We start from the raw sequence: 19,721 nt of genomic DNA on the forward strand, positions 1-19,721 counted from the left end.
CGCGCGCTTCGCCTGGAGAGTGGTTGATGAGGACTCGTCCGGTGGACAGAATTCTGATGCGACTTGACTCGCTGTTTGACGGCGTTCACGAACCGTCGCAGGTGGTGACGGAAGTCGGGCGGCTGAGCACACAGCTGGTGCTCCAAGCCACGCTGGACGCGGAAGTCGCACTCTATTTGGGACGTGACAGCGGCGAGCAGCGGACGGTCGGCAAGAGCGGACCGGCACCCGGCGTTCGAAGCGGTCATCGGGTCGTCATGATCAGGACCACGGCGGGCCCGGTCGAGCTCTGGTGGCCGCGACTCCGCGGCGGTGGTGGTTTCGTGTCGAGGTTGTACGGCATGCAGACCATCGACGTCCAGCCGCTCGCTCCCCTCGTGGTCGCCGCGCACGTGAGGCGTCTGACGGCAGCCGAGGTCCAGGACGCCCTCACCCGTTCGCTCGGCACGACGCCCCTCGCGGTGTCGCCGACGACGCTTGCGCTGATCAGTGGCCGGGTCGTCCAGGAATGTGAAGCGTGGGGACGACGCCGGTTCGATGGCCGCGAGCCCGGATCAATATTCTTCGGGGCGGCGCCCTTCGCGGCTGCGGATGGTTCGGTGCTGGTGGCCGGCGGCGTGATGCGCGATGGGCGACCGACCTTCATGGCCCTGGCCCCGGGCTCGGCCGAGTCGGTGGAGGCGTGGACCACGCTGTTGGCCGATCTTGCGAGACGAGGGCTACGCGCCCCGGCCTCGTTCATGAACCCGGTCCCATCGGCGCTGGTCACAGCGTTGGCACGTGCCTTTTTCGCCCCCGCGAGCTGAGTTCCCCAAGCCGCCGGCGCCCATCTGCGCGAACACAATCCTGCACCTTTTGTCCGGTTTTGTGCAACGCGATGTCTTGCGGATCTTGTGAAACGGGAACCCGCCGCTGATGCTTGACCTGGACTTGATCGACCTGTGGAGGCGGCGGTTCGATGCGTGCGCGCTGGCGTTCGGAGATTGTCGCGGCCGGGCCTGTTGGCTTAGGCCACTCGATATCAGTTACGTGGGCTGAAGCCTCACGCCACAAGGCGACCGAAAGGCCTCTCCAGTACGGCGTGGTCACAACGCCCTTCACGGCCGAACCGACCGGCCTCGGCGGAGTTGGCGACGCTGCGAACTTCCTGATGGACGATGCATTTCCGCACGAGAGCACGCTTCCCTGGAACAGCCTAGAGGGAAATCGGCAGACACTCGAAACCGGCTTCACGGTGACGCCCGAGGCCAGCGATAAACCGCTCGGCGACCGGTTCGACGACGAGCAGCAGAACCATACCGGCGGCCACGGTGTGCATGACAGCGGAACCTTCCAAGATTCGTCGCTCTTTCTGACCTCCGTCCCGCAGCAGTAGGCGTTCACCGCCGGGCTCTGGATCGCCGCGGCCCGGCCCGACTTCCGGCTTTAGGTCCTGGACGGCGCGTGTGCGCCGTCGGTTGAAGGGTGCCGAGCGTGATCCTCCGTCGTGTAACCGCCGCTGTCGTGTCGGTTCTGTTGGTCGTGGTGCTGGGGATACCGGCGCAGCTGACGGCGGCCTGGGCCGCCGGGCCCTACCTGGCCGCCGGTGGGCAGGCGCTGGACGGGGCGACGGTGCAGACACCGTTCACCGCGACGGTCATGGACGCCACCGACATCGACACCGCCGGGGTCACGTGGCTGGTGAACGACTCCTACGCCGGCAAGGACGCCACCGCGCCGTACCAGTGGACGGTCACGGCTCCGGACGCCCACAAGCTGAAGGCGCGGTGGAAGAACTCGGGCGGTTCGACCGTGGAGATCGTCGCCGAGTTCACCGTCGGGTCCTCGTCCAACCCGGTGCTCAAGGCCAACGGCCAACCCTTGCAGGGGGCGACCGTCACATCGCCTTTCCAGGCCGTGCTCGACAGCCCCGGCACCGTGGACACCGCCGGCGTGACGTTCCTGGTGGACGACTCCTACGTCGGCAGGGACCAGTCGGCGCCCTACAACTGGACGGTCATCGCCGCCCCTGGTTCCCGAAGGCTGAAGGCGCGCTGGAAGAACGCGTCGGGCACGCAGACCGAGGTCGAGGCCGTCTTCACGGTCGGGTCCGCCACCAACCCGTACTTGCAGGCCAAGGACGCTCCGCTGAACGGCGCGACGCTGCCGTCGCCGTTCACCGCGACGGTCGCCGAGGCGGGGACCGTCAATTCCGACGGCGTGACGTTCCTGGTGGACGACTCCTACGCGGGCAAAGACCAGACGGCGCCCTACCAGTGGGAAGTGTCGCTGCCCGACGGCGCCCACAAACTGAAAGCACGCTGGACCAGCGACCAGGGGCTGCCCCTGGAACTGGTCGCCGACTTCACCGTCGGGGAAGGCGGCGGACCCACCGACCCGCCGGAGGCGGTACCGGCCAAGATCGTGGTCGAGCCCGGACCGGCGTTGCGGCGCCTGTGGGCCACCGCCGACAACCGGCGCAACAAGGTCGCTGGACTCTACGACTGGTCCAAGGTCGGGTACGGCGGCGGCAGCGTCCTGCCGGACGCCTCGCAGTACCTCCGCGACGAGGACGCGTGCCGCATCACCCCGGCCGAACTCGAGAACGACTACAACGTCGTGCCGAACGACGGCGGCAACGACACCTCCGGCATCCAGCGCGCGATCAACGACATCCGGCAGCACTGTTCCCCCACGGGCTCCCAGCTCAAAATGTCGATCATCACGCTGCCCAGGGGCACGCTGAACGTCACCCGCCAGATCTCGGTCGACGCCGACCACCTGCGCATCCGCGGCCACGGCACGGGAAGCACCGGCACGAAGATCGTCTTCCGGCCGGACGAGAACACCCGCTACGACGTCATCAAGAACGGCGAGCGCTGGGACCTGGACAACATGACCTGGCAGGAAGGCGCCACCGGCGGCTGGATCTGGCCCGGCCGCGGCCTGTTCCGCGTCCAGTCCCAAAAGGTGGCCCCCGAGTACCAGGCCGCCTACGACAGCGCCCCGGCCAACCGCAAGGACCTGTACGAGGGCTCGGTCAACGTCCACTGGCGCGCCGGCGTGAAGCTCGGCTCCAAGAACGGCGACCCGGGCTACGCGGCCCGCAAGGGCGACAAGGTCATCCAACTTGACCCCGCCGCGCCGATCACCGTTTTCGACCGGTTCAAGGTCGGAGGCATGGTCAACGTCCGGGTGGCCAACAGCAGGAAGTTCTACGAGCAGATGAAGGCGGTGCCCACCCAGCACCCGCTCGAGAACCTGCACATGCGGCAGCAGATGATGATGGTCACCGCCGGTGACCCTCTTGAGCGGACCCTCACGCTGGACAAGCCGCTGGAGTACGACGTCCCGATCAACTCGGTCGCCGACGGGTCCGAGCCCATCGACGGCCAGGTCTTCGACTCCAAGGCGTCCCCCATCGTCGACCTGATCACCAACGTCGGGTTCGAGAACTTCAGCTTCACCCAGGACATGCCGGGGCTGGACAAGGCCAAGGCCAAGAACAACTACGGCAACATGGCCCCCGACGCCGCCATGCACGGCATCGTGTTCAAGTGGGCCGCCAACTCGTGGGTCAAGGGCGTCCGCTCGGACATGACCGGGTCGCACCCGATCGTCACCGAAGAGGCCGCCAACCTCACCATCACCGACAACTCCCTCAACGGCTCCTGGAACAAGGGCAAGGGCGGCAACGGCTACTTCCGCGGCTCACGCGTCTGGGACTCCCTCTACGCCGGCAACACCACCCGCGACCTGCGGCACTTCACCTTCCAGTGGTCCGCCTCGGGCAACGTCGCGATCGGTAACAGCTTCGACTCGGACCTGAACCTGCACGGCGGTTACGAACGCAACAACCTCTTCGAGCTGAACGAGGTCTCGGTCCCCTACGCCAACAGACCCGGCAACTGCACCTCCAACTGTGGTGACGAAGGCGGGTCCGCTCCCGACGACTCGCAGTGGTATCCGATCTGGTGGGCCGCCGGAAAGAAGGCCGTCAAGTGGTCGGGCTCGTCCGGGCCCAACAACGTGTTCCACAACAACCACCTGATGAAGCAGGCGGACTCGGAGACCGAGCCCTTCAAGCCGTACTACAACGATCGCAGGCGGATCTACCAGTTCGGCACGGACGGCACGAACTTCAAGCACCTACAGCACAACGGCGAACCCATCGCTAACTGGGCGCACAACGAGACCAAGGACTACACCAACGGAAACGGCGTCCTGGCGGACAAGACGTTCTCCGGCCGCAGCGTCTTCCTGCGCTCGATCAGCCTGACCGGCTACGGCGGCCCACGTCCGCAGAAACTCCAGCAGACCTGGGGTTGCTCCTGCTGGGACGGGTCCGGCATGGTCAACACCCGGCTCGCCGCCGACCCGGTCAACACCGCGACCGGCGCCCTGATGGAGCAGTTCGACGACCTCGAACTCCCGGGCCGCGGCAAGCCCCTGGACTGGACCCGCACCTATAACAGCCTCGACCCGGCCGACGGGCCCCTCTCACAGGGCTGGACCTTCGCTTACAACGCCGGAGTCACCAAAACCACCGAAACAAACGACGGCGTGACCACAGAGGTCGTCACCTTCCGCAACGGCACGGGCGGCCAATCCCGATTCGCCAAGAACGACACCGGCCTGTACAAGGCCATCGACCCGTCGATCACCGCCACCCTCACCGAACTCACCGACGGCTGGCAGCTCAAGAACCTCGACGGCGAGACCCTGAGGTTCAACACGACGGGCCAGCTCACCCACGACTACGACGACAAGGGCAACGGCGTCCGGCTCACCTACTCCGGCGGCCGCCTGCAAACGATCACCGACCAGGCCGGGCAGACCCTCATCCTCACCTGGGGCACGGGCGGCGCCGCGAACGGCAAGATCGTCAAGGTCACCGGCAGCGACGGCAAGTCCATCTCCTACGCCTACACCGACACCGCCGGACGCGCCCGCCTGACCGGCTTCACCGACGTCATCGGCGCCACTACCACCATTTCGTACGACTCGGCGACCGGGTTCGTCAACGGCATCACCGACCCGCTCGGCCGCACCGCCGCCCGAACCACCTACGACCCCGAGACCAAGCGGGTCATCTCCCAGAAGGACGCGGCCGGCGCGACGACCACCTTCGCCTGGAACGCCGAGACACAAACGGCCACCGTCACCTTCCCCGACGGAACCACCCGCCAGGACGTCTACGACAACAACGTCCTGATCTCCCAAATAGGACCCGACGGTCGTGCGACCAACACCTACTACGGGCCAAACAACGAGGTCATCGCCGAAAGCGACACCAGCCAGGCGCTGAGCAAATCGTCCTACGACGACCGCGGCAACCTGCTGAAACGCACCCTCCCCGCCACCGCCGACGACGAGTCGCCGCCGTTCGAGGAGTGGACCTACAACTCCGACAACAGGGTCACCAGCCACACCGACCCGCTCGGCAAGACCACCACCTACGACTACGACGACCGGGGCCGCCTGGTCACCACCACCGCCCCCGACGGCGGCACCACCACCCTCACCTACACCGCCAACGACCAGGTGAAGACGTCCACCGACCCGCTCGACCGCACGACCACCTTCGAGTACAACGACGCGGGCGACCGGATCAAGCAGACCAGCCCCGGCGGCAAGGTCACCACCTGGACCTACGACACCAGCCACAACCAACTCACCGAGACGACGCCCCTCGGCAACGAGCCCGGCGCCGACCCCGCCCAGCACACCACCACCTGGACCTATAACGCCGCCGGCCAGGTCCTCACCGAGACCGACCCCCTCGGCCGCACCACCACCAACACCTACGACGACGCCGGCCAACTGACCGAGACCACGGCCCCTGACGGCGGCAAGACCACCTACACCTACAACGCCAACGGCGACGTCCTCACCGAAACAGACCCCCTCAACCGCGTCACCCGCACCGAATACGACAACGCCGGACGCAAGATCGCCACGATCGCCCCCGACGGCGGCAAGACCACCTACACCTACGAAGACGAAACCGGCAAGCTCCTCGCCGAGACCGACCCCGCTGGCAACGTCGACGGCGCCACCGCCGAAACCAAGCGCCGCTACACCGTCACCTACGTCTACGACGCCGCCGGCAACCCGATCCAAACCCGCCAGGTCGACCCCGACGACCCCACCAAGTACTTGATCACCGCCGTCGACTACGACCTGCGCAACCAACCCGTCACCACCACCACACCCGACGGAGCCAAGACCCGTAGCGTCTACGACGACGCCGGACGAGTGATCAAAACCATCGGCCCCGACGGCGCCGAAACCACGATCACCTACGACTCGATGGGCCGGGAGAAGACCCGCACCGGCGGCGGCGTCCAGATCACCAACACCTACGACGACGCCGGTCAACTCATCAAGACCGAGACCGGCGGCGGAGCGGTCACCACCCAGGAGTACAACGCCGACGGCCAGCACACCGCCACCGTCGACCCCCGCGGCAACGTCCCGGGAGCCGACCCCAACGACTACAAGACCCGCTTCACCTACGACGCCGACGGCCGCCAAACAAAAATCACCGACCCCCTCGGCCGCGAAACCACCACCACGTACGACCCGGCCGGCCAACAAACAAAAGCCACCGACCCGGCCGGAAACTCGACGACCTTCACCCACGACCCCCTGGGCAACGTCAAAACCGTCACCACATCGACCGGCGCGGTAACGACCTACACCTACGACAAGTCCGCCCAGGTCACCGAAATCAAGAACCCCCGCAACGGCGTAAGAACCCTCACCTACGACCCCGCTGGACGCCTCAAAACCGAAACAACCCCAGGCGACCGCACCACCACCTACGACTACGACGCCTCCGGCCGCCTGACCACCAAGAAGCTCCCCGCAGGCGAAATCGCCTACGAGTACGACCACCTAGGCCGCCCGACCTCGATCAACTACAGCGACAACAGCCCCGACCTGACCTACCGCTACGACCAGGCGGGCCGCCCCACCGAGATCACGCAGACCACCGCCGCCGGGCCGAAAACCGCCGCGATCACCTACGACCAGGCCGGACACGTCACCAAACTCACCCGCGGAGACCAGCAGTTCGTCTACGACTGGGACGACAACGGCAGGCTCGTCGAACGCAACCTCCCCGGCAACCGCTCCCAGTCCTACACCTACGACGACGACAGCCGCATCGCCTCCACCACCTTGACCGGTGCCACCGCCCTCACCATCGACTACACCTACGACCAAGCGGGCGCACTCAAGAAGACCACCCGCCAGGACGGCCCCACCACCACCCATACCTACAACCGCGCAGGCCAGCTCACTGACCTGGTCCACGCCAACGGCACCACCCCACTGGTCGAACACGAGCTCTCCTGGAACCCCCAGGGCTCACCCGCGACTGTCACCACCACCCGCGGCACCACCAGCACAAAGGCGATCTACACCTACGACACCGACGGCCGCATCACCAAGTTCTGCCAGTCCGACGGCGCTGAATGCACCGACACCTCGCCCTACACGGCCTACGAATACGACCCCAACGGCAACCGCACAAAACACACCGTCCATGACGCCCCGACTGCTGGCGGTCGCACAAACGTCACCCACACCGCCTACGACAGCGACGACCGCCCCATCCAAGACTCCGCGACACCAGGCGGACCGGCCACCGTTGCCTACGTCTATGACGACAACGGCAACCTGCGCGAGAAGACCACGCCGGCGGGGACCAAGACGTTCCAATACGGCCTGGACGCCAACCTGCAACGCGTCGGCCTCGAAGACGGCCGCGACGTCACCTACACCTACGACGAGAACGGCAACCGCACCGGCCGCGCCATCAACGGAACCCACGACGCCGGCTGGCAATGGGACAGCGTCGGAGACCTCCCCGTCCGCATCGCCGAAATCAACGCCACAGGCACCACCACCCACCAGTGGTGGGCCGACCCCCTCAGCTCCCTGGGAACCGCGCTAACAGACGCCCCCGCCAACGCACCCCCCACATGGCTACTCGCCGACTTCCAAGGCACCATCACCGACACCGCGACCACCATCGACGACACCCTCACCCTCACCGGATCCGCCCAGTTTGACCCCTTCGGAGGTGTGACCAGGAGCGAGGGGTCATACAAAGACAATCCACTGAGGTTCCATGGCCAGTACTTCGATAACGCAATTGGCCTCTACGACATCCGAGCCCGGGACTACAACCCCGACGCCGGAACCTTCACGGCAACCGACCCCGTCAAGCCCAAGCCCGGCACTCCATTCACGACCACCTACCACTACGGCTACAACAACCCGGCCGCCTACACCGACCCCGCCGGCGAATGGGGCTTCCTCGCCAAAGCCGCAATCGGAGCCGTCGTCGGCGGCGGAATCGGCTACGTCAGCCACGGCATCTCCACCGGCAACTGGTGGAGCAAAAGCGCCGCCTGGGCCGCAGGAAGCGGAGCGCTCGCGGGCGCCTTCGGAAGCTTCGGTGGCGCAATCGGCGCAGGCATCGGCGGCGGACTAGGAGCCGCCGCCTACGGCTACGGCACCAGCGGCGGCAACTATAGCTTGGGCCAAGGTCTCGCAGACTTCGGTTTCGGCGCTGCCATTGGCATTGCGGGAAGCGCTGCTGTAGCGGCTGCCGCAGCCGCGGCACGACGCGCACTCCAAGCTCGAATCGTCAAAGACTGGAGCCGAAAGGGCCTCGAAAAGGCATGGGGCCCCATTAGAAAATCACTCACCAAGTGCCCGTGGTATCGAAACAGGAAATTGAAGGTCGCGCCTACCAGTTGTCTGCGGGGCAGTAGTTTTGTCGCCGGAACCATGGTGACGCTGGCCGACGGAAAACGGAAGTCAATTGAACGGGTAACGCGAGGGGAATATGTCCTATCGTCAGATCTTCGCACTGGGAAAAGTAGAGGAAGTATTGTACGCGAAACAATCGTAAGTCGAGGCCAAAAGAATCTGGTGCTCATTTCTCTTGGCAAGCAAAAAAAGACCGGATTGGGGGTTGCAAGCGGGGCTCTGTTCCTCAAGGGGGCTGGCAATTCGAGCATCGTAGCGACGGATGAGCATCCATTCTGGTTGCCAGAAGCAGAACGATGGGCAGACGCCGCAGACCTCAAAGCGGGACAGTGGCTGCAAACGCATACTGGAACCAGCGTACAAATCCGTGATATTTCGAAGTGGACTGAGTACGCTACAGTATACAATCTCGACGTCGGGGTCGACGACACCTTCTACGTGGGTTCTGGCCCCATCTCGGCACTCGTTCACAACTGTGATGGGGAGGTTGACTGGGTCAACGAGAACGCTACGATGGACTCGGCTGCCAGAGCTTACGATGATGGTGCTTTAGGTGCCGTGAGAGGAAAGGCTCCGGCACTCCACTATTATGGGGCTAACCGCAACAGTCTTTCGATCGTCAAATTCGACGGCGTAGACCTCAAAAACAGAGTCATGATCGACAGAAAGCTCAATGTTAAAGGTTACCCTAAAACCTATCGCCAAGCACAGAATCAATCGCTCGCACTTGAGCAAAATGGAATGACGGGGCGATGGGAGGTGCCGAATGAGCGGGCGGCTAAAGATGCGCGTCGCATACTCGGAAGGCTGAACATTACTAACATCAGGGTAAGGATCGTGCCACAAAGATGAACGGTTTCGAAATCGCGGTACAGGCTCTTTCGAATTTGATCATTTCCATCAATCTAACCGACGACGAGGAAATGGATCCGGATGTGGCTACCAGCCTACTAGAGCCGGTATCCGCCATACTTGACGGTATGGATAAAGAGGGGATGACCAAGTTTGCTGATCTAGTTGTCCGTTACGCAGAGACGGAACCGAATGATATTCGCAAACAAGCCCTTCTGGATTTGCCAGAAATCTTGGGCTTCCTCGATTGATGAATAAATCAAGAATCCCCGTGGCGGCGTGCAGACCCTGACCTACGACCCCGCCGGACGCCTCAAAACCGAGAAGACGCCTGGAACCGGGCACGTCACCAAGCTCACGCGCGGAGACCAGCAGTTCGTCTACGACTGGGACGACAACGGCAGGCTCGTCGAACGCGGGCGCGACGGGCAGCGCGCCGATCGAGGCGGGCTGGTCGACCACCATCAACACACGGTCGTGCTCGGCGAGCTTGGCGAACAACGCCTTCAGCTTCGCCTCGTCGTTACCTACGATCCAGCGGGCGCCCTCAAAAGGACCACCCGCCAAACGGCCCCACCACCACCCACGCCTACAACAGAGCAGGCCAGCTCACCGACCTGACCCACACCAACAACACCACCCCCCTGGTCAAACACGAACTCACCTGGAACCCCCAAGGCTCACCCGCAACCGTCACCGCCACCCGCGGCACCACCAGCACAAAGGCGATCTACACCTACGACACCGACGGCCGCATCACCAAGTTCTGCCAGGCCGACGGCGCCGAGTGCACCGACACCTCGCCCTACACGGCCTACGAATACGACCCCAACGGCAACCGAAAGCTGACCACTCGCAAGCCCGCAGGTGGTTCAACCACCACCACTCACACCACCTTCGACAGCGACGACCGCCCCATCCAGGACAGCGCCACCGCAGACGGCCAACCTGTCGTCCGCTACACCTACGACGACAACGGAAACCTCCAAGAGCAGCAAGGCGCGAACGGCAGCAGAACCTTCACCTACGGCCTGGACGCCAACCTCCAAGGCGTCGGCCTCGAAGACGGCCGCGACGTCACCTACACCTACGACGAGAACGGCAACCGCACGAGCCGCGCCATCAACGGAATCCAAGACGCCGGCTGGCAATGGGACGGTGTCGGCGACCTCCCGGTCCGCATCGCCGAAACCACCACCACCGGCACCATCACCCACCAGTGGTGGGCCGATCCGGTCAGCTCCCTGGGAACCGCGTTAACAGACGCTCCCGCCAACGCACCCCCCACATGGCTGCTCGCCGACGCCCAGGGCACCATCACCGACACCGCGACCACCGTCGACGACGCCCTCACCCTCACCGGTTCCGCCCAGCTCGACCCCTTCGGCGCCCCCATCTCCACCAGCGGCACCTACACGTCCAACCCGCTGCAATTCCACGGCCAGTACCTCGACAACGTCACCGGCCTGCACGACATCCGGGCCCGCGACTACAACGCGACGACCGGAACCTTCACGGCAACCGACCCGGTCAAACCCGAACCCGGCACCCCCTTCACACCACCTACCACTACGGCTACAACAACCCGGCCGCCTACACAGGAAAAAGGTACTAGAGATTGTGGTTCCGCGCGGTAAGGTGGATTTGGAGCAGGAGAAGGCTTTGAATGATATGATTGTGGAGGGAAGAAGACGAGGGATTATCGTTAAATGGATGGAACGCTGAAGTTTTCCCATGTCGAAAGATGTTGTGTGTATGGCTGGCGAGATCAACTGATAATAGTTCCGATTTATGAGTCGAAAAGAGGTAATTGGAGTGACCTCGCGCCGATAGTCTTGGCCAATTTTTCATCGGTTTCCTTGACTGCTGCTGTTGGTTCAGCTTTGAGCCAATCGCGCAGGGGACGTGCACCGAAGGATGCGGAGTGGCCTGTCCTCGCATCAGTGGGAGTTGATTCGGAGAACGATTTTTACAAAGATGCCCACCCTCGCTGCATTTTTGTCTCTAAACGGTCACAAAAATGCACGGTATCTGTCTGGAATAAAGCTCTGGATGGACGGGGATATGAGCTGTCTAAGCAGGACGTTATTGAGATACCCATGGATGTCCAAAAAGACGAGCCTGGGGCATCTCTGCTAACGATTTTGGGCCTGTAATCTTCCTGTCTTTTAACAAATAAAACTGTTCGCGGCCTTTAGCTCCCGACAAACTGGGGAGTCGTTCAGTGTTGGGCCATCTGCGCCGACGCGTCCGGAGAAAGTCACTAGTCTAGTTCGCGTTTGAAGTGACGGTTCGCTTGGATTTGTGACCCGCCACAATTGTGACTCGATAGTCAATTATCCTACGCTAAACCGCCCAATCATTACGTATCAATGCCGAATTGACAATCTGTCGTTAGGTTGAAATGAATCTACGGGAATCCTTGGCTTCGGCAGGTCTTGCACTTGTGAATCAATGCGTTGACCCGAGCGGTCTTATACCTCCCGTCGTCACCAGTCAAGCACCGTGCGTTCCCCCCGAGGATGGGCGCATTGATTTTGAGGTGGACAAGCAGGATTCTCAAGCGCTTAAGAAGGCGAACGCGGGCTGGTATTGTTTATCTCTTGAGGCTTGTCTGTTCACTGAGGTCGACCGTAGGTTTCTGGTAGGGCTCCTATCATCCTCTGAGGACGCTCCCTCTGAGTGGTTCTGCGTAGAGTTGCAGAGTGTCTGGGACATTATGGGAAATGGAGCGGCATGCTTGCTGGGTAGTGATTTTTGTCGCCCAGAGTTTCGCATGTTGTCGCTTGATGGACAGGTTCTTTCTTGCGGAAGTACATGGGAAAGCGTGATTAGCTGCTTTACGATACCAACGCCACATCGCTCGTCGGTTCTTCGTAGGTTCGCCGCGGCGGTGGCAATTGATGAATACCATCACCCTACGGAACGTATCGCAGCGCGTCATTGGCTCGACGAAAATCCTTGGTAGAATCTCATTGGCGACCGGCCCACTAAGACCGTGTCCTATGTGGTGGTTGGTCGTTGGACTCGGTATGGGTCAGGGAACGTGGAGTTGGATCGTGCCGGGCGGATTATGGGAGATCGCCAAACCGTTGATTCCGCCGTCGAGGGTGCGCCCCCAGGGCGGTGGTACGCCAGACACCCCTGATGAGACGGTGTTCGCGGCGATCGTGTAGGTGTTGGTCAGCGGTTGCGCGTGGCGGGTGTTGCCGCCGTGCTTTGGGATCTCGAAATCGACCGCGCACCACCGGTTTGTGATCTGGTCGCGGGCCGGGGTGTGGGGCCGGTTGCACGAGGCGGTGCTGCATCGGCTGGATGATGCTGGCCTGGTCGATGTCTCGCGGGTCGTGCTCGACTCCGCGCACGTGCGGGCGAAAAAGGGGGCGAACACACCGGTCCGAGCCCCGTGGACCGGGGTAAGCCGGGTTCCAAGATGCACGTCCTGTCGGACGCGAACGGACTGCCCCTGGTCGTCGGTGTCTCGGCCGCTAACGTCCACGACAGCCACGGCCTGAAGCCCATGGTGGCCGGCCACCACACGAGACACGACCCTGACCCCGCAGCTCTACCTCAAACCCCAGCGCCTGCATGCCGATAAAGCCTACGACCAGCCCGACCTGCGCCAATGGTCACGCGGCCAACGCATCGGCGCCCGCATCGCCCGCAAAGGCATCGAATCCAGCCAACGTTTAGGCCGCCGACGATGGGTCATCGAACGCACCCTGTCCTGGCTGATCGGTTACCGCAGACTCAACCACCGCTATGAACGCAACCCCCGCAACTACCTGGCATTCCTTGGCCTCGCAGCAGCCCTTTGCTGGATCTCAGCCGTGACCCCGAGCGTGCGGCGTACAAAACGACATGCTCCGTTTGACTCTGGAGCCTTACGCGTTCGATCATTGGCTGCGCACTGGGGAAACCGTGTTCATTGTCAAAGCCATTCATGATTTTAGTAGAGAAATGCCACTGGGCTCTGTCTCGCAGCATTTCTATGTCTACTATCACGGTGCTGCGTGGGTTATGGTTTCAACGAACGGGCACGGTTGGATCAAGGACGCGGAAGGCGGCATGCTCGGTTAGGTCTTTTCGATAAAAGTGTTGGAGATGATGTGGGCTACGATTTTCATATTACGCGAGCCAATAGCTGGTTCGATAGTGAACAATACCCCATTACTTTGGAGGAGTGGGAATCTTTCGCTCGAGGTAACCAGTCATTGGAATTGGAGTTGGATAGCAGTATAACCTTCACCAATTTCGGGACACTGAACATCTATGCTCTGAAGTGCGATCCTAGTCGCGATGTCACCTTGAGTTGGTACGATTTCCGCATTGAAGTTACAGGGATTCAAGATATCGAAGCTATCCGCGCGTGTGTCATCTTGGCGGAGGCACTCCAAGCAAACTTTCTTGGTGACGAGGGAGAGAAGTACCTTCCAGACGGGACGGGAATCTCTGAGGAGTAGTACTGAATGCCTGACGAAACGCAGATCCCACATGGCCAACCCATCGCGTTGGAATCTGGAATCCTCTACGCCTGCGCGATCGTCATAGTGTTCCGCGAAGCCAATGGCGCCTAGTACCTTAAGGGTGTCGTCAAGATCGGCGATTACTTGAGGAGCCGCTGGCCTTCCACGGCTTCCCCGGGCTGAGCCTTGGCGGCAACGTACCACCAACACGATCGAGAGCACCTTCCCCACCGTCCGGCACCGGCCGAGGTTACCTAGGGCCCGGTCTCGCTCCGCCGGGCTCGATATGGCCTCTAGCTGATTGAGTTCGTTCAGACCGGCTGGTGCCTGGACAACGCATCCCAGCTGGCCGTGCTCGCTCGTGTAGGCGCGGAGGGACGTCGCGCTTGTCGAGCGTTCAGGAGGAGGCCGCGGTATGACCGGATCGCATGAAGAGCCCGCTGATGCGACTGGTGGGCAAGGATTTTTTTCATCCTCGACGGACCTGTTCGGTGACTCTACAGGTAAGCATTCAGTGCCGGTGCCTTGGGGTGCAATGAATGCGCGGGTTGCGTGATCGCGGCGCGGGGAGTGAAAGTTCAGTGGGTAACGGGTAAGTGGCGTCGAATGAAGCTGGTACCGGGTCGTGTCGGTGGGTGTCCCAATCGGGCACATCCGAATCAGCGACGCTGGGGCGAGGAATCCTCCGGCGTGTCGGCATGAGGCATGTCTCGTAGGCGCATCTTAGCGCGTCGGCCTGCGAAGCGCGCAGTCCGGGGGCGTCAACTTTTGGTGGGGGTAGGGGTGGAGGTGGGGGACCTGGGGGCGAGGCTCTTGCATTGTTGGGTTGCCTTGGCGACTGTGGGGTCGTTTGTGTTGAGTGCCAAGGGTTCGGTTAGGGGTGGGAGTTTCTTGATGCCGTGCTGCATTAGGCACTTGCCGTAGGCTGAGTCGGCGTAGGTGAACTTGCGTTCTTTGGCCAGGCGTGGGCCTTCCACCGTTGACGGTGACGGTGCTGATGGTCCGGGGAGTTCCTTGACCTCTCGGGTGGGCGGTTTGGAATCGCCGCCTAGGGTCGTCATTAGGAAGGCTGCGGCGGCTATGCCGGTTATGCCTAGGAGGAAGGGGAGAACTTTTCGGGGGGTGAGCTGAAGCTTTTCGCTGCGCTGCTCTTTCATCCCTTGCCTTTCGTGTGCAACGGCACAGGAAAGATCACTGGGCCTCGGAGGTTCCCTGTTCGCGTCCCTGACCTGCGGTGTCAAGCATCGTCCCCCGTGGTTGGAGCATGCAAGCTTGTGGTTCGGATGCGTTGCACAAAATCGGACATGGGGTGCGCTGAGGTGGCCGGCTCCTGGGGGGTTGGTGCTTTGGAGTGGGTGTATTGGGTTCGTTGTTTTTCTCGAAGGTCCGTATGCTTCGCGGGGTGTTGGAGTCTCGGAGTACTCGGCCGGATGCTGTGGGGGCGGACGGGTGGCCTGTTGTTCAGCGGTCGGTTCCGGAGCGTGGGCGGCCTGTCGGGGCGGTGTGGCGGACCTTGCAGGCGGTCGGCTCCATCGTTGGGGTTCAGGTGCTGGCGGTGGGTGTTTGTCTGCTGGTGGTCAGTAGCTATCGGAGGGCGGCTGCCGGGTGGGTGCTGCCGTTGGTCGGGGTTCTTGATGTTCTCGTTTCGGTGCAGATCGCGTGGTTGGCCGTCCGGGACATTCGGCTTGCTGGGAAGGGGACGGTCGGCGCGCGTGTTGTTTTGGCGTTTGTGGTGGTCGGAATGCCTGTTGGGGCGGGGGTGGGTGGGCTTGCCGTTCAGAGGTACATGAACCGTCCGGTGGACGGTGCGTTCGACTCTGCGGTGATGGACCGGGATCTCAGGTTGACGGCGACCGAGTTTCGGTGTGGGGGCAAGGTTCGGCGGGTTGTTGTGCGGGGGACGTTGTGCCGGGTCTCGTTGGCCGTTGCCAACACGGGGTCCGTGGAGGCGCGGTTCGAGGCTGGGGTGCAGCGGTTGCGGGAAGAAGAGGCCGAGTATCGCGGCTCGACGCTGGTCGTGGGACGGCAGAGGCGGCCGGTCTGGGAGGTCAAGCCGGGGGCGGAGGTGCGGGGGGTTCTGGTCTTCGACGTGCCGCGCGGGACGGTGCCTCGCTCGCTTGAGTTGAGGGCGGAGGCGGACAGTCGGGGAGTGCGGCTGCCTGTGTCGTGACGTCAGTTTTCGTCGCGGCCCTCTTCGCTGTCGATGACGCCGTCGACGTAGCCGCGGGCGTACTCCCAGCTCACGTAGTCGACGGGGTCGGGGGACATGGCCGGCTCGTGGACGCGGGGAAGGCCCTGGTCGAGCAGGTGGCGGAGGTTCCCGTGGAGCAGGTCCCAGTCGATGTAGTGGAGCTTGCCGCAGTCGCCGCAGTCGACGGTGAGGCCGCGCACGCCGAGGGGCTCCAGCAGGGCTCGGAAGACCTCCAGGTCGGCGAGGTCGGCCAGCACGTCTTCCCGCTCCGTCACGCTGAGCGGAGCGGCGTCGTCGCCCGGGTCCCCTAGCGCCGCGGCCGGGTCCTCCGGGTCTCCGGCGAACGGGTCGAGCGGAGCGTCGTCGTGCACACACCCACGCTACTGCGCCACGCGCGGGGAGGTGCACCCCCAGGCCGTTCCGTGTCGAATTGGTTACGGAATGTATGGGAATGTGAGGGTTGGCGTGCTTGTTGCGGGATGTCATCAAGGACACGTACCCGCCCGCGCAACAGCCCGTCCCGGCGCGGGCCAACGCCCTACCATGGGAACAGGGTCGCCGTGACCTGGCCCGACGTCGCTACCACTACGGGAAGGTAGTCATGAACCCCGCCGAGTCCGACAAGTTCCTTCCGCAGGGGCTGACCTTCGACGACGTGCTGCTGCTGCCGGGCTATTCCGATCTACAGCCCGGAGAGGTCGACACCACGACCCGGCTGACCCGTCGTATCAGCCTGCGGATACCGCTGTTGTCCGCGGCCATGGACACCGTGACCGAGGCCCGGACGGCGGTCGCGATGGCGCGGCAGGGCGGGATCGGGGTGCTGCACCGGAACATGTCGATCGAGGAGCAGGCCGAGCAGGCCGATCGCGTCAAGCGGTCGGAGGCGGGGATGATCACCAATCCGGTGACGTGTCTGCCGGACGCGACCCTCGCCGATGTCGAGGAGCTTTGTGCCCGTTACCGGATCTCCGGGGTGCCGGTCACGGATGTTCGGGGTGTGCTGGTTGGGATCGTGACCAATCGGGACATGCGGTTCGAGACCGACCCGTCCCGGCCCGTGCGGGAGGTCATGACGCCGATGCCGCTGGTCACGGCGCCGGTGGAGGTGACCCGGGACGAGGCGTTCCGACTGCTCAAGGGCAACAAGGTCGAGAAGCTTCCGCTCGTGGACGCCGATGGCCGCCTCAAGGGCCTCATTACTACCAAAGACTTCACCAAGAGCGAGAAGTATCCCGACTCGACCAAGGACGCGGACGGGCGGCTTCTCGTCGCCGCGGCCGTGGGGGTCGGGCAGGATGCGCTCCAGCGTGCCAGGGCGCTCATTGAGGCGGGCACCGATGTGATCGTGGTGGACACCGCCCACGGGCATTCCAAGGGCGTCGCCGACACGATCGCCGCCATCAAGGCGAACTCGTCCGTCGAGGTCGTCGGCGGGAACGTCGCCACGCATGCAGGGGCCGAGCTTCTGGTCGAGGCCGGTGCGGACGCGGTCAAGGTGGGTGTCGGGCCCGGCTCGATCTGTACCACCCGGATCGTCGCGGGCGTCGGCGTGCCGCAGCTCACCGCGATTGCCGAGGCGTCCCGGGCAGCGAATAAAGCGGGTGTGCCCGTCATCGGTGACGGTGGACTTCAGTACTCCGGTGACATCGCCAAGGCCATCGTGGCCGGTGCGGACACCGTCATGCTCGGCTCGCTGCTGGCGGGTGTCGAGGAGTCGCCGGGCGAGCTGATCTTCGTCCATGGCAAGCAGTACAAGTCGTACCGGGGCATGGGCTCGCTCGGCGCCATGCGCAACCGGGAACGCGGCGCCTCCTTCTCCAAGGACCGTTACGCGCAGGCCGATGTCAACGCCGAGGAAAAGCTGATCCCCGAGGGCGTCGAGGGGCAGGTTCCCTATCGGGGGCCGCTCGCCAACGTCGCGCATCAGCTCGTCGGTGGGCTGCACCAGTCGATGTGGTACGCGGGTACCCGGACGGTTCCGGAACTCCAGGAACGCGGGCGGCTCATGCGGATCAGCGCCGCGGGCCTGCGCGAGAGTCACCCCCACGACATCCAGATGACCGTGGAGGCCCCCAACTACCAGGGACGCTGATCTCGACCGTCCCACGCCCTGACGTAAGCTCTTGCGGGGCTGTTCCCGCGGTCGGCGGGAACACCCGGCTGGACGATGACCGGCACGGCGCCGGGGCGAGGAAGAAGGGGCGCAGTGGCTGCTGAGGTGGAGATCGGACGGGGCAAGAGCGGCCGCCGGGCGTACGCCTTCGACGACATCGGCATCGTGCCGTCCCGCCGGACGCGTGATCCCGAGGAGGTCAGCGTCGCCTGGCAGATCGACGCCTACCGGTTCGAGATGCCGCTGGTCGTCGCGCCGATGGACAGTGTGGTCAGCCCCGCCACCGCCATCGCCGTCGGACGGCTCGGCGGCCTCGCCGTGCTCGATCTCGAAGGGCTGTGGACCCGCTACGAGAACCCCGAGCCGTTGCTCGCCGAGATCGCCTCGCTGGACGACGTGCGCGCCACCCAGCGCCTCCAGGAGATCTACACCGAGCCGATCAAGGAGGAGCTGATCGGTCGCCGGATCGAGGAGATCCGCGAGGCCGGGGTCACCGTCGCGGCCCGGTTGTCGCCGCAGCGCACCGCCCAGTTCCACAAGGCCGTCATCGACGCGGGCGTCGACCTGTTCGTCATCCGTGGCACGACCGTGTCCGCCGAGCACGTGTCGGGACGCGCCGAACCGCTGAACCTGAAGCAGTTCATCTACGACCTGGACGTCCCCGTCATCGTCGGCGGCTGCTCCACGTACACCGCCGCGCTGCACCTGATGCGCACCGGCGCGGCCGGGGTGCTCGTCGGGTTCGGCGGCGGGTCCGGGCACACCACGCGGACCGTCCTCGGTGTCGCCGTCCCCATGGCCACCGCGGTCGCGGACGTCGCCGCCGCCCGCCGCGACTACATGGACGAGTCCGGCGGGCGCTACGTGCACGTCATCGCCGACGGCGGCATGGTCAACAGCGGTGACATCGCCAAGGCGTTCGCGTGCGGCTCCGACGCCGTCATGGTCGGGTCGCCGTTCGCCCGGTCCACCGAGGCGCCGGGACGCGGCTACCACTGGGGCAGCGAGGCCCACCACGGCGACGTCCCGCGCGGCACCCGGCTGGAACTCGGGACGATCGGGACGATGGAGCAGATCCTGCACGGCCCGTCCCATGTCGCGGACGGTTCGATGAACCTCATCGGGGCCCTGCGGCGCGCGATGGCGACGTCCGGGTACACGGAGCTGAAGGAGTTCCAGCGGGTCCAGGTCGTGGTGGCCCCCCGCCGGTTCGCCGACTGAGATCACCCTGAGACCGAACCCACGCGGAATCGGCGCTTCCCGGTGTGGCCCCCTCCCTACTCTGGGGTAGGTAACCGCTCGGAACCGAACCGCTATGGGGGGAATCGCG

Annotated in this window: 11 protein-coding genes and 2 pseudogenes; 12 read left to right on the forward strand and 1 reads right to left on the reverse strand. The window is 63.9% G+C overall.

The genetic code is table 11. The annotated features are described in order from the left end of the window. The first annotated feature begins 41 nt into the window (after window positions 1-41). The 10 genes and pseudogenes from D0T12_RS06340 to D0T12_RS06385 all read left to right on the forward strand — a co-directional run bounded on the left by D0T12_RS06340 (window position 42) and on the right by D0T12_RS06385 (window position 16,254). Window positions 42-806 (forward strand): transposase, encoded by a 765-nt coding sequence (locus D0T12_RS06340; RefSeq protein ID WP_158581425.1) that lies wholly within the window; start codon window positions 42-44, stop codon window positions 804-806. Between the two features lie 152 nt (window positions 807-958). Next, window positions 959-1,375: a hypothetical protein gene (locus tag D0T12_RS06345; protein WP_147339411.1), complete on the forward strand. Its 417-nt coding sequence runs from the start codon at window positions 959-961 to the stop codon at window positions 1,373-1,375. 98 nt (window positions 1,376-1,473) lie between these two features. After that, window positions 1,474-9,618, forward strand: coding sequence for an RHS repeat-associated core domain-containing protein (locus D0T12_RS06350; protein ID WP_147339412.1), 8,145 nt, complete (start codon window positions 1,474-1,476; stop codon window positions 9,616-9,618). After that, the gene (locus tag D0T12_RS06355; RefSeq protein WP_117398452.1) at window positions 9,615-9,869 is read left to right on the forward strand and encodes a hypothetical protein; all 255 of its coding nucleotides are present in this window, start codon (window positions 9,615-9,617) and stop codon (window positions 9,867-9,869) included. Before D0T12_RS06350 ends, D0T12_RS06355 begins: the two co-directional genes overlap by 4 nt. A 28-nt stretch (window positions 9,870-9,897) precedes the next feature. Next, on the forward strand, window positions 9,898-10,239 hold the full coding sequence (locus D0T12_RS06360) for a hypothetical protein (protein WP_117398454.1): 342 nt from the start codon (window positions 9,898-9,900) through the stop codon (window positions 10,237-10,239). Between the two features lie 695 nt (window positions 10,240-10,934). Next, window positions 10,935-11,255 (forward strand): RHS repeat-associated core domain-containing protein, encoded by a 321-nt coding sequence (locus D0T12_RS37350; protein WP_407642055.1) that lies wholly within the window; start codon window positions 10,935-10,937, stop codon window positions 11,253-11,255. A gap of 1,395 nt (window positions 11,256-12,650) precedes the next feature. Beyond that, window positions 12,651-13,433: pseudogene (locus D0T12_RS06380) on the forward strand (IS5 family transposase); the annotation flags it as partial. Between the two features lie 198 nt (window positions 13,434-13,631). Beyond that, window positions 13,632-14,081, forward strand: a complete 450-nt coding sequence (locus D0T12_RS34780) for a hypothetical protein (protein ID WP_147339413.1) — start codon at window positions 13,632-13,634, stop codon at window positions 14,079-14,081. 152 nt (window positions 14,082-14,233) lie between these two features. Then, window positions 14,234-14,373, forward strand: a pseudogene (locus tag D0T12_RS37355) (IS256 family transposase); the annotation flags it as partial. A 1,224-nt stretch (window positions 14,374-15,597) separates the two neighbouring features. After that, window positions 15,598-16,254 carry a DUF4352 domain-containing protein gene (locus D0T12_RS06385; RefSeq protein WP_158581426.1) on the forward strand — a complete coding sequence of 219 codons (657 nt, stop codon included), beginning with the start codon at window positions 15,598-15,600 and terminating at the stop codon, window positions 16,252-16,254. A 2-nt stretch (window positions 16,255-16,256) separates the two neighbouring features. Here the strand turns inward: D0T12_RS06385 and D0T12_RS06390 are convergent, their stop codons facing one another. Beyond that, window positions 16,257-16,646 carry a DUF5319 domain-containing protein gene (locus D0T12_RS06390; protein WP_117398460.1) on the reverse strand — a complete coding sequence of 130 codons (390 nt, stop codon included), beginning with the start codon at window positions 16,644-16,646 and terminating at the stop codon, window positions 16,257-16,259. A 230-nt stretch (window positions 16,647-16,876) separates the two neighbouring features. On the opposite strand from D0T12_RS06390, the gene guaB reads away from it, so the two are divergent. Beyond that, a complete protein-coding gene (guaB, locus tag D0T12_RS06395; protein WP_117398462.1) occupies window positions 16,877-18,370 on the forward strand; it encodes an IMP dehydrogenase in 1,494 nt (497 codons plus the stop codon). A gap of 126 nt (window positions 18,371-18,496) precedes the next feature. After that, window positions 18,497-19,612, forward strand: coding sequence for a GuaB3 family IMP dehydrogenase-related protein (locus D0T12_RS06400; RefSeq protein WP_117398464.1), 1,116 nt, complete (start codon window positions 18,497-18,499; stop codon window positions 19,610-19,612). The last annotated feature ends 109 nt before the right edge of the window (window positions 19,613-19,721 follow it).

This window comes from Actinomadura spongiicola, from assembly GCF_003432485.1.
Classification (GTDB): domain Bacteria; phylum Actinomycetota; class Actinomycetes; order Streptosporangiales; family Streptosporangiaceae; genus Spirillospora; species Spirillospora spongiicola.

What these genes read in the sequence shown, in the direction of transcription:
- D0T12_RS06345 (WP_147339411.1), top strand. Translation starts at nt 959, where the DNA reads ATGCGTGCGCGCTGGCGTTCGGAGATTGTCGCGGCCGGGCCTGTTGGC.
- D0T12_RS06355 (WP_117398452.1), top strand. Translation starts at nt 9,615, where the DNA reads ATGAACGGTTTCGAAATCGCGGTACAGGCTCTTTCGAATTTGATCATT.
- guaB (WP_117398462.1), top strand. Translation starts at nt 16,877, where the DNA reads ATGAACCCCGCCGAGTCCGACAAGTTCCTTCCGCAGGGGCTGACCTTC.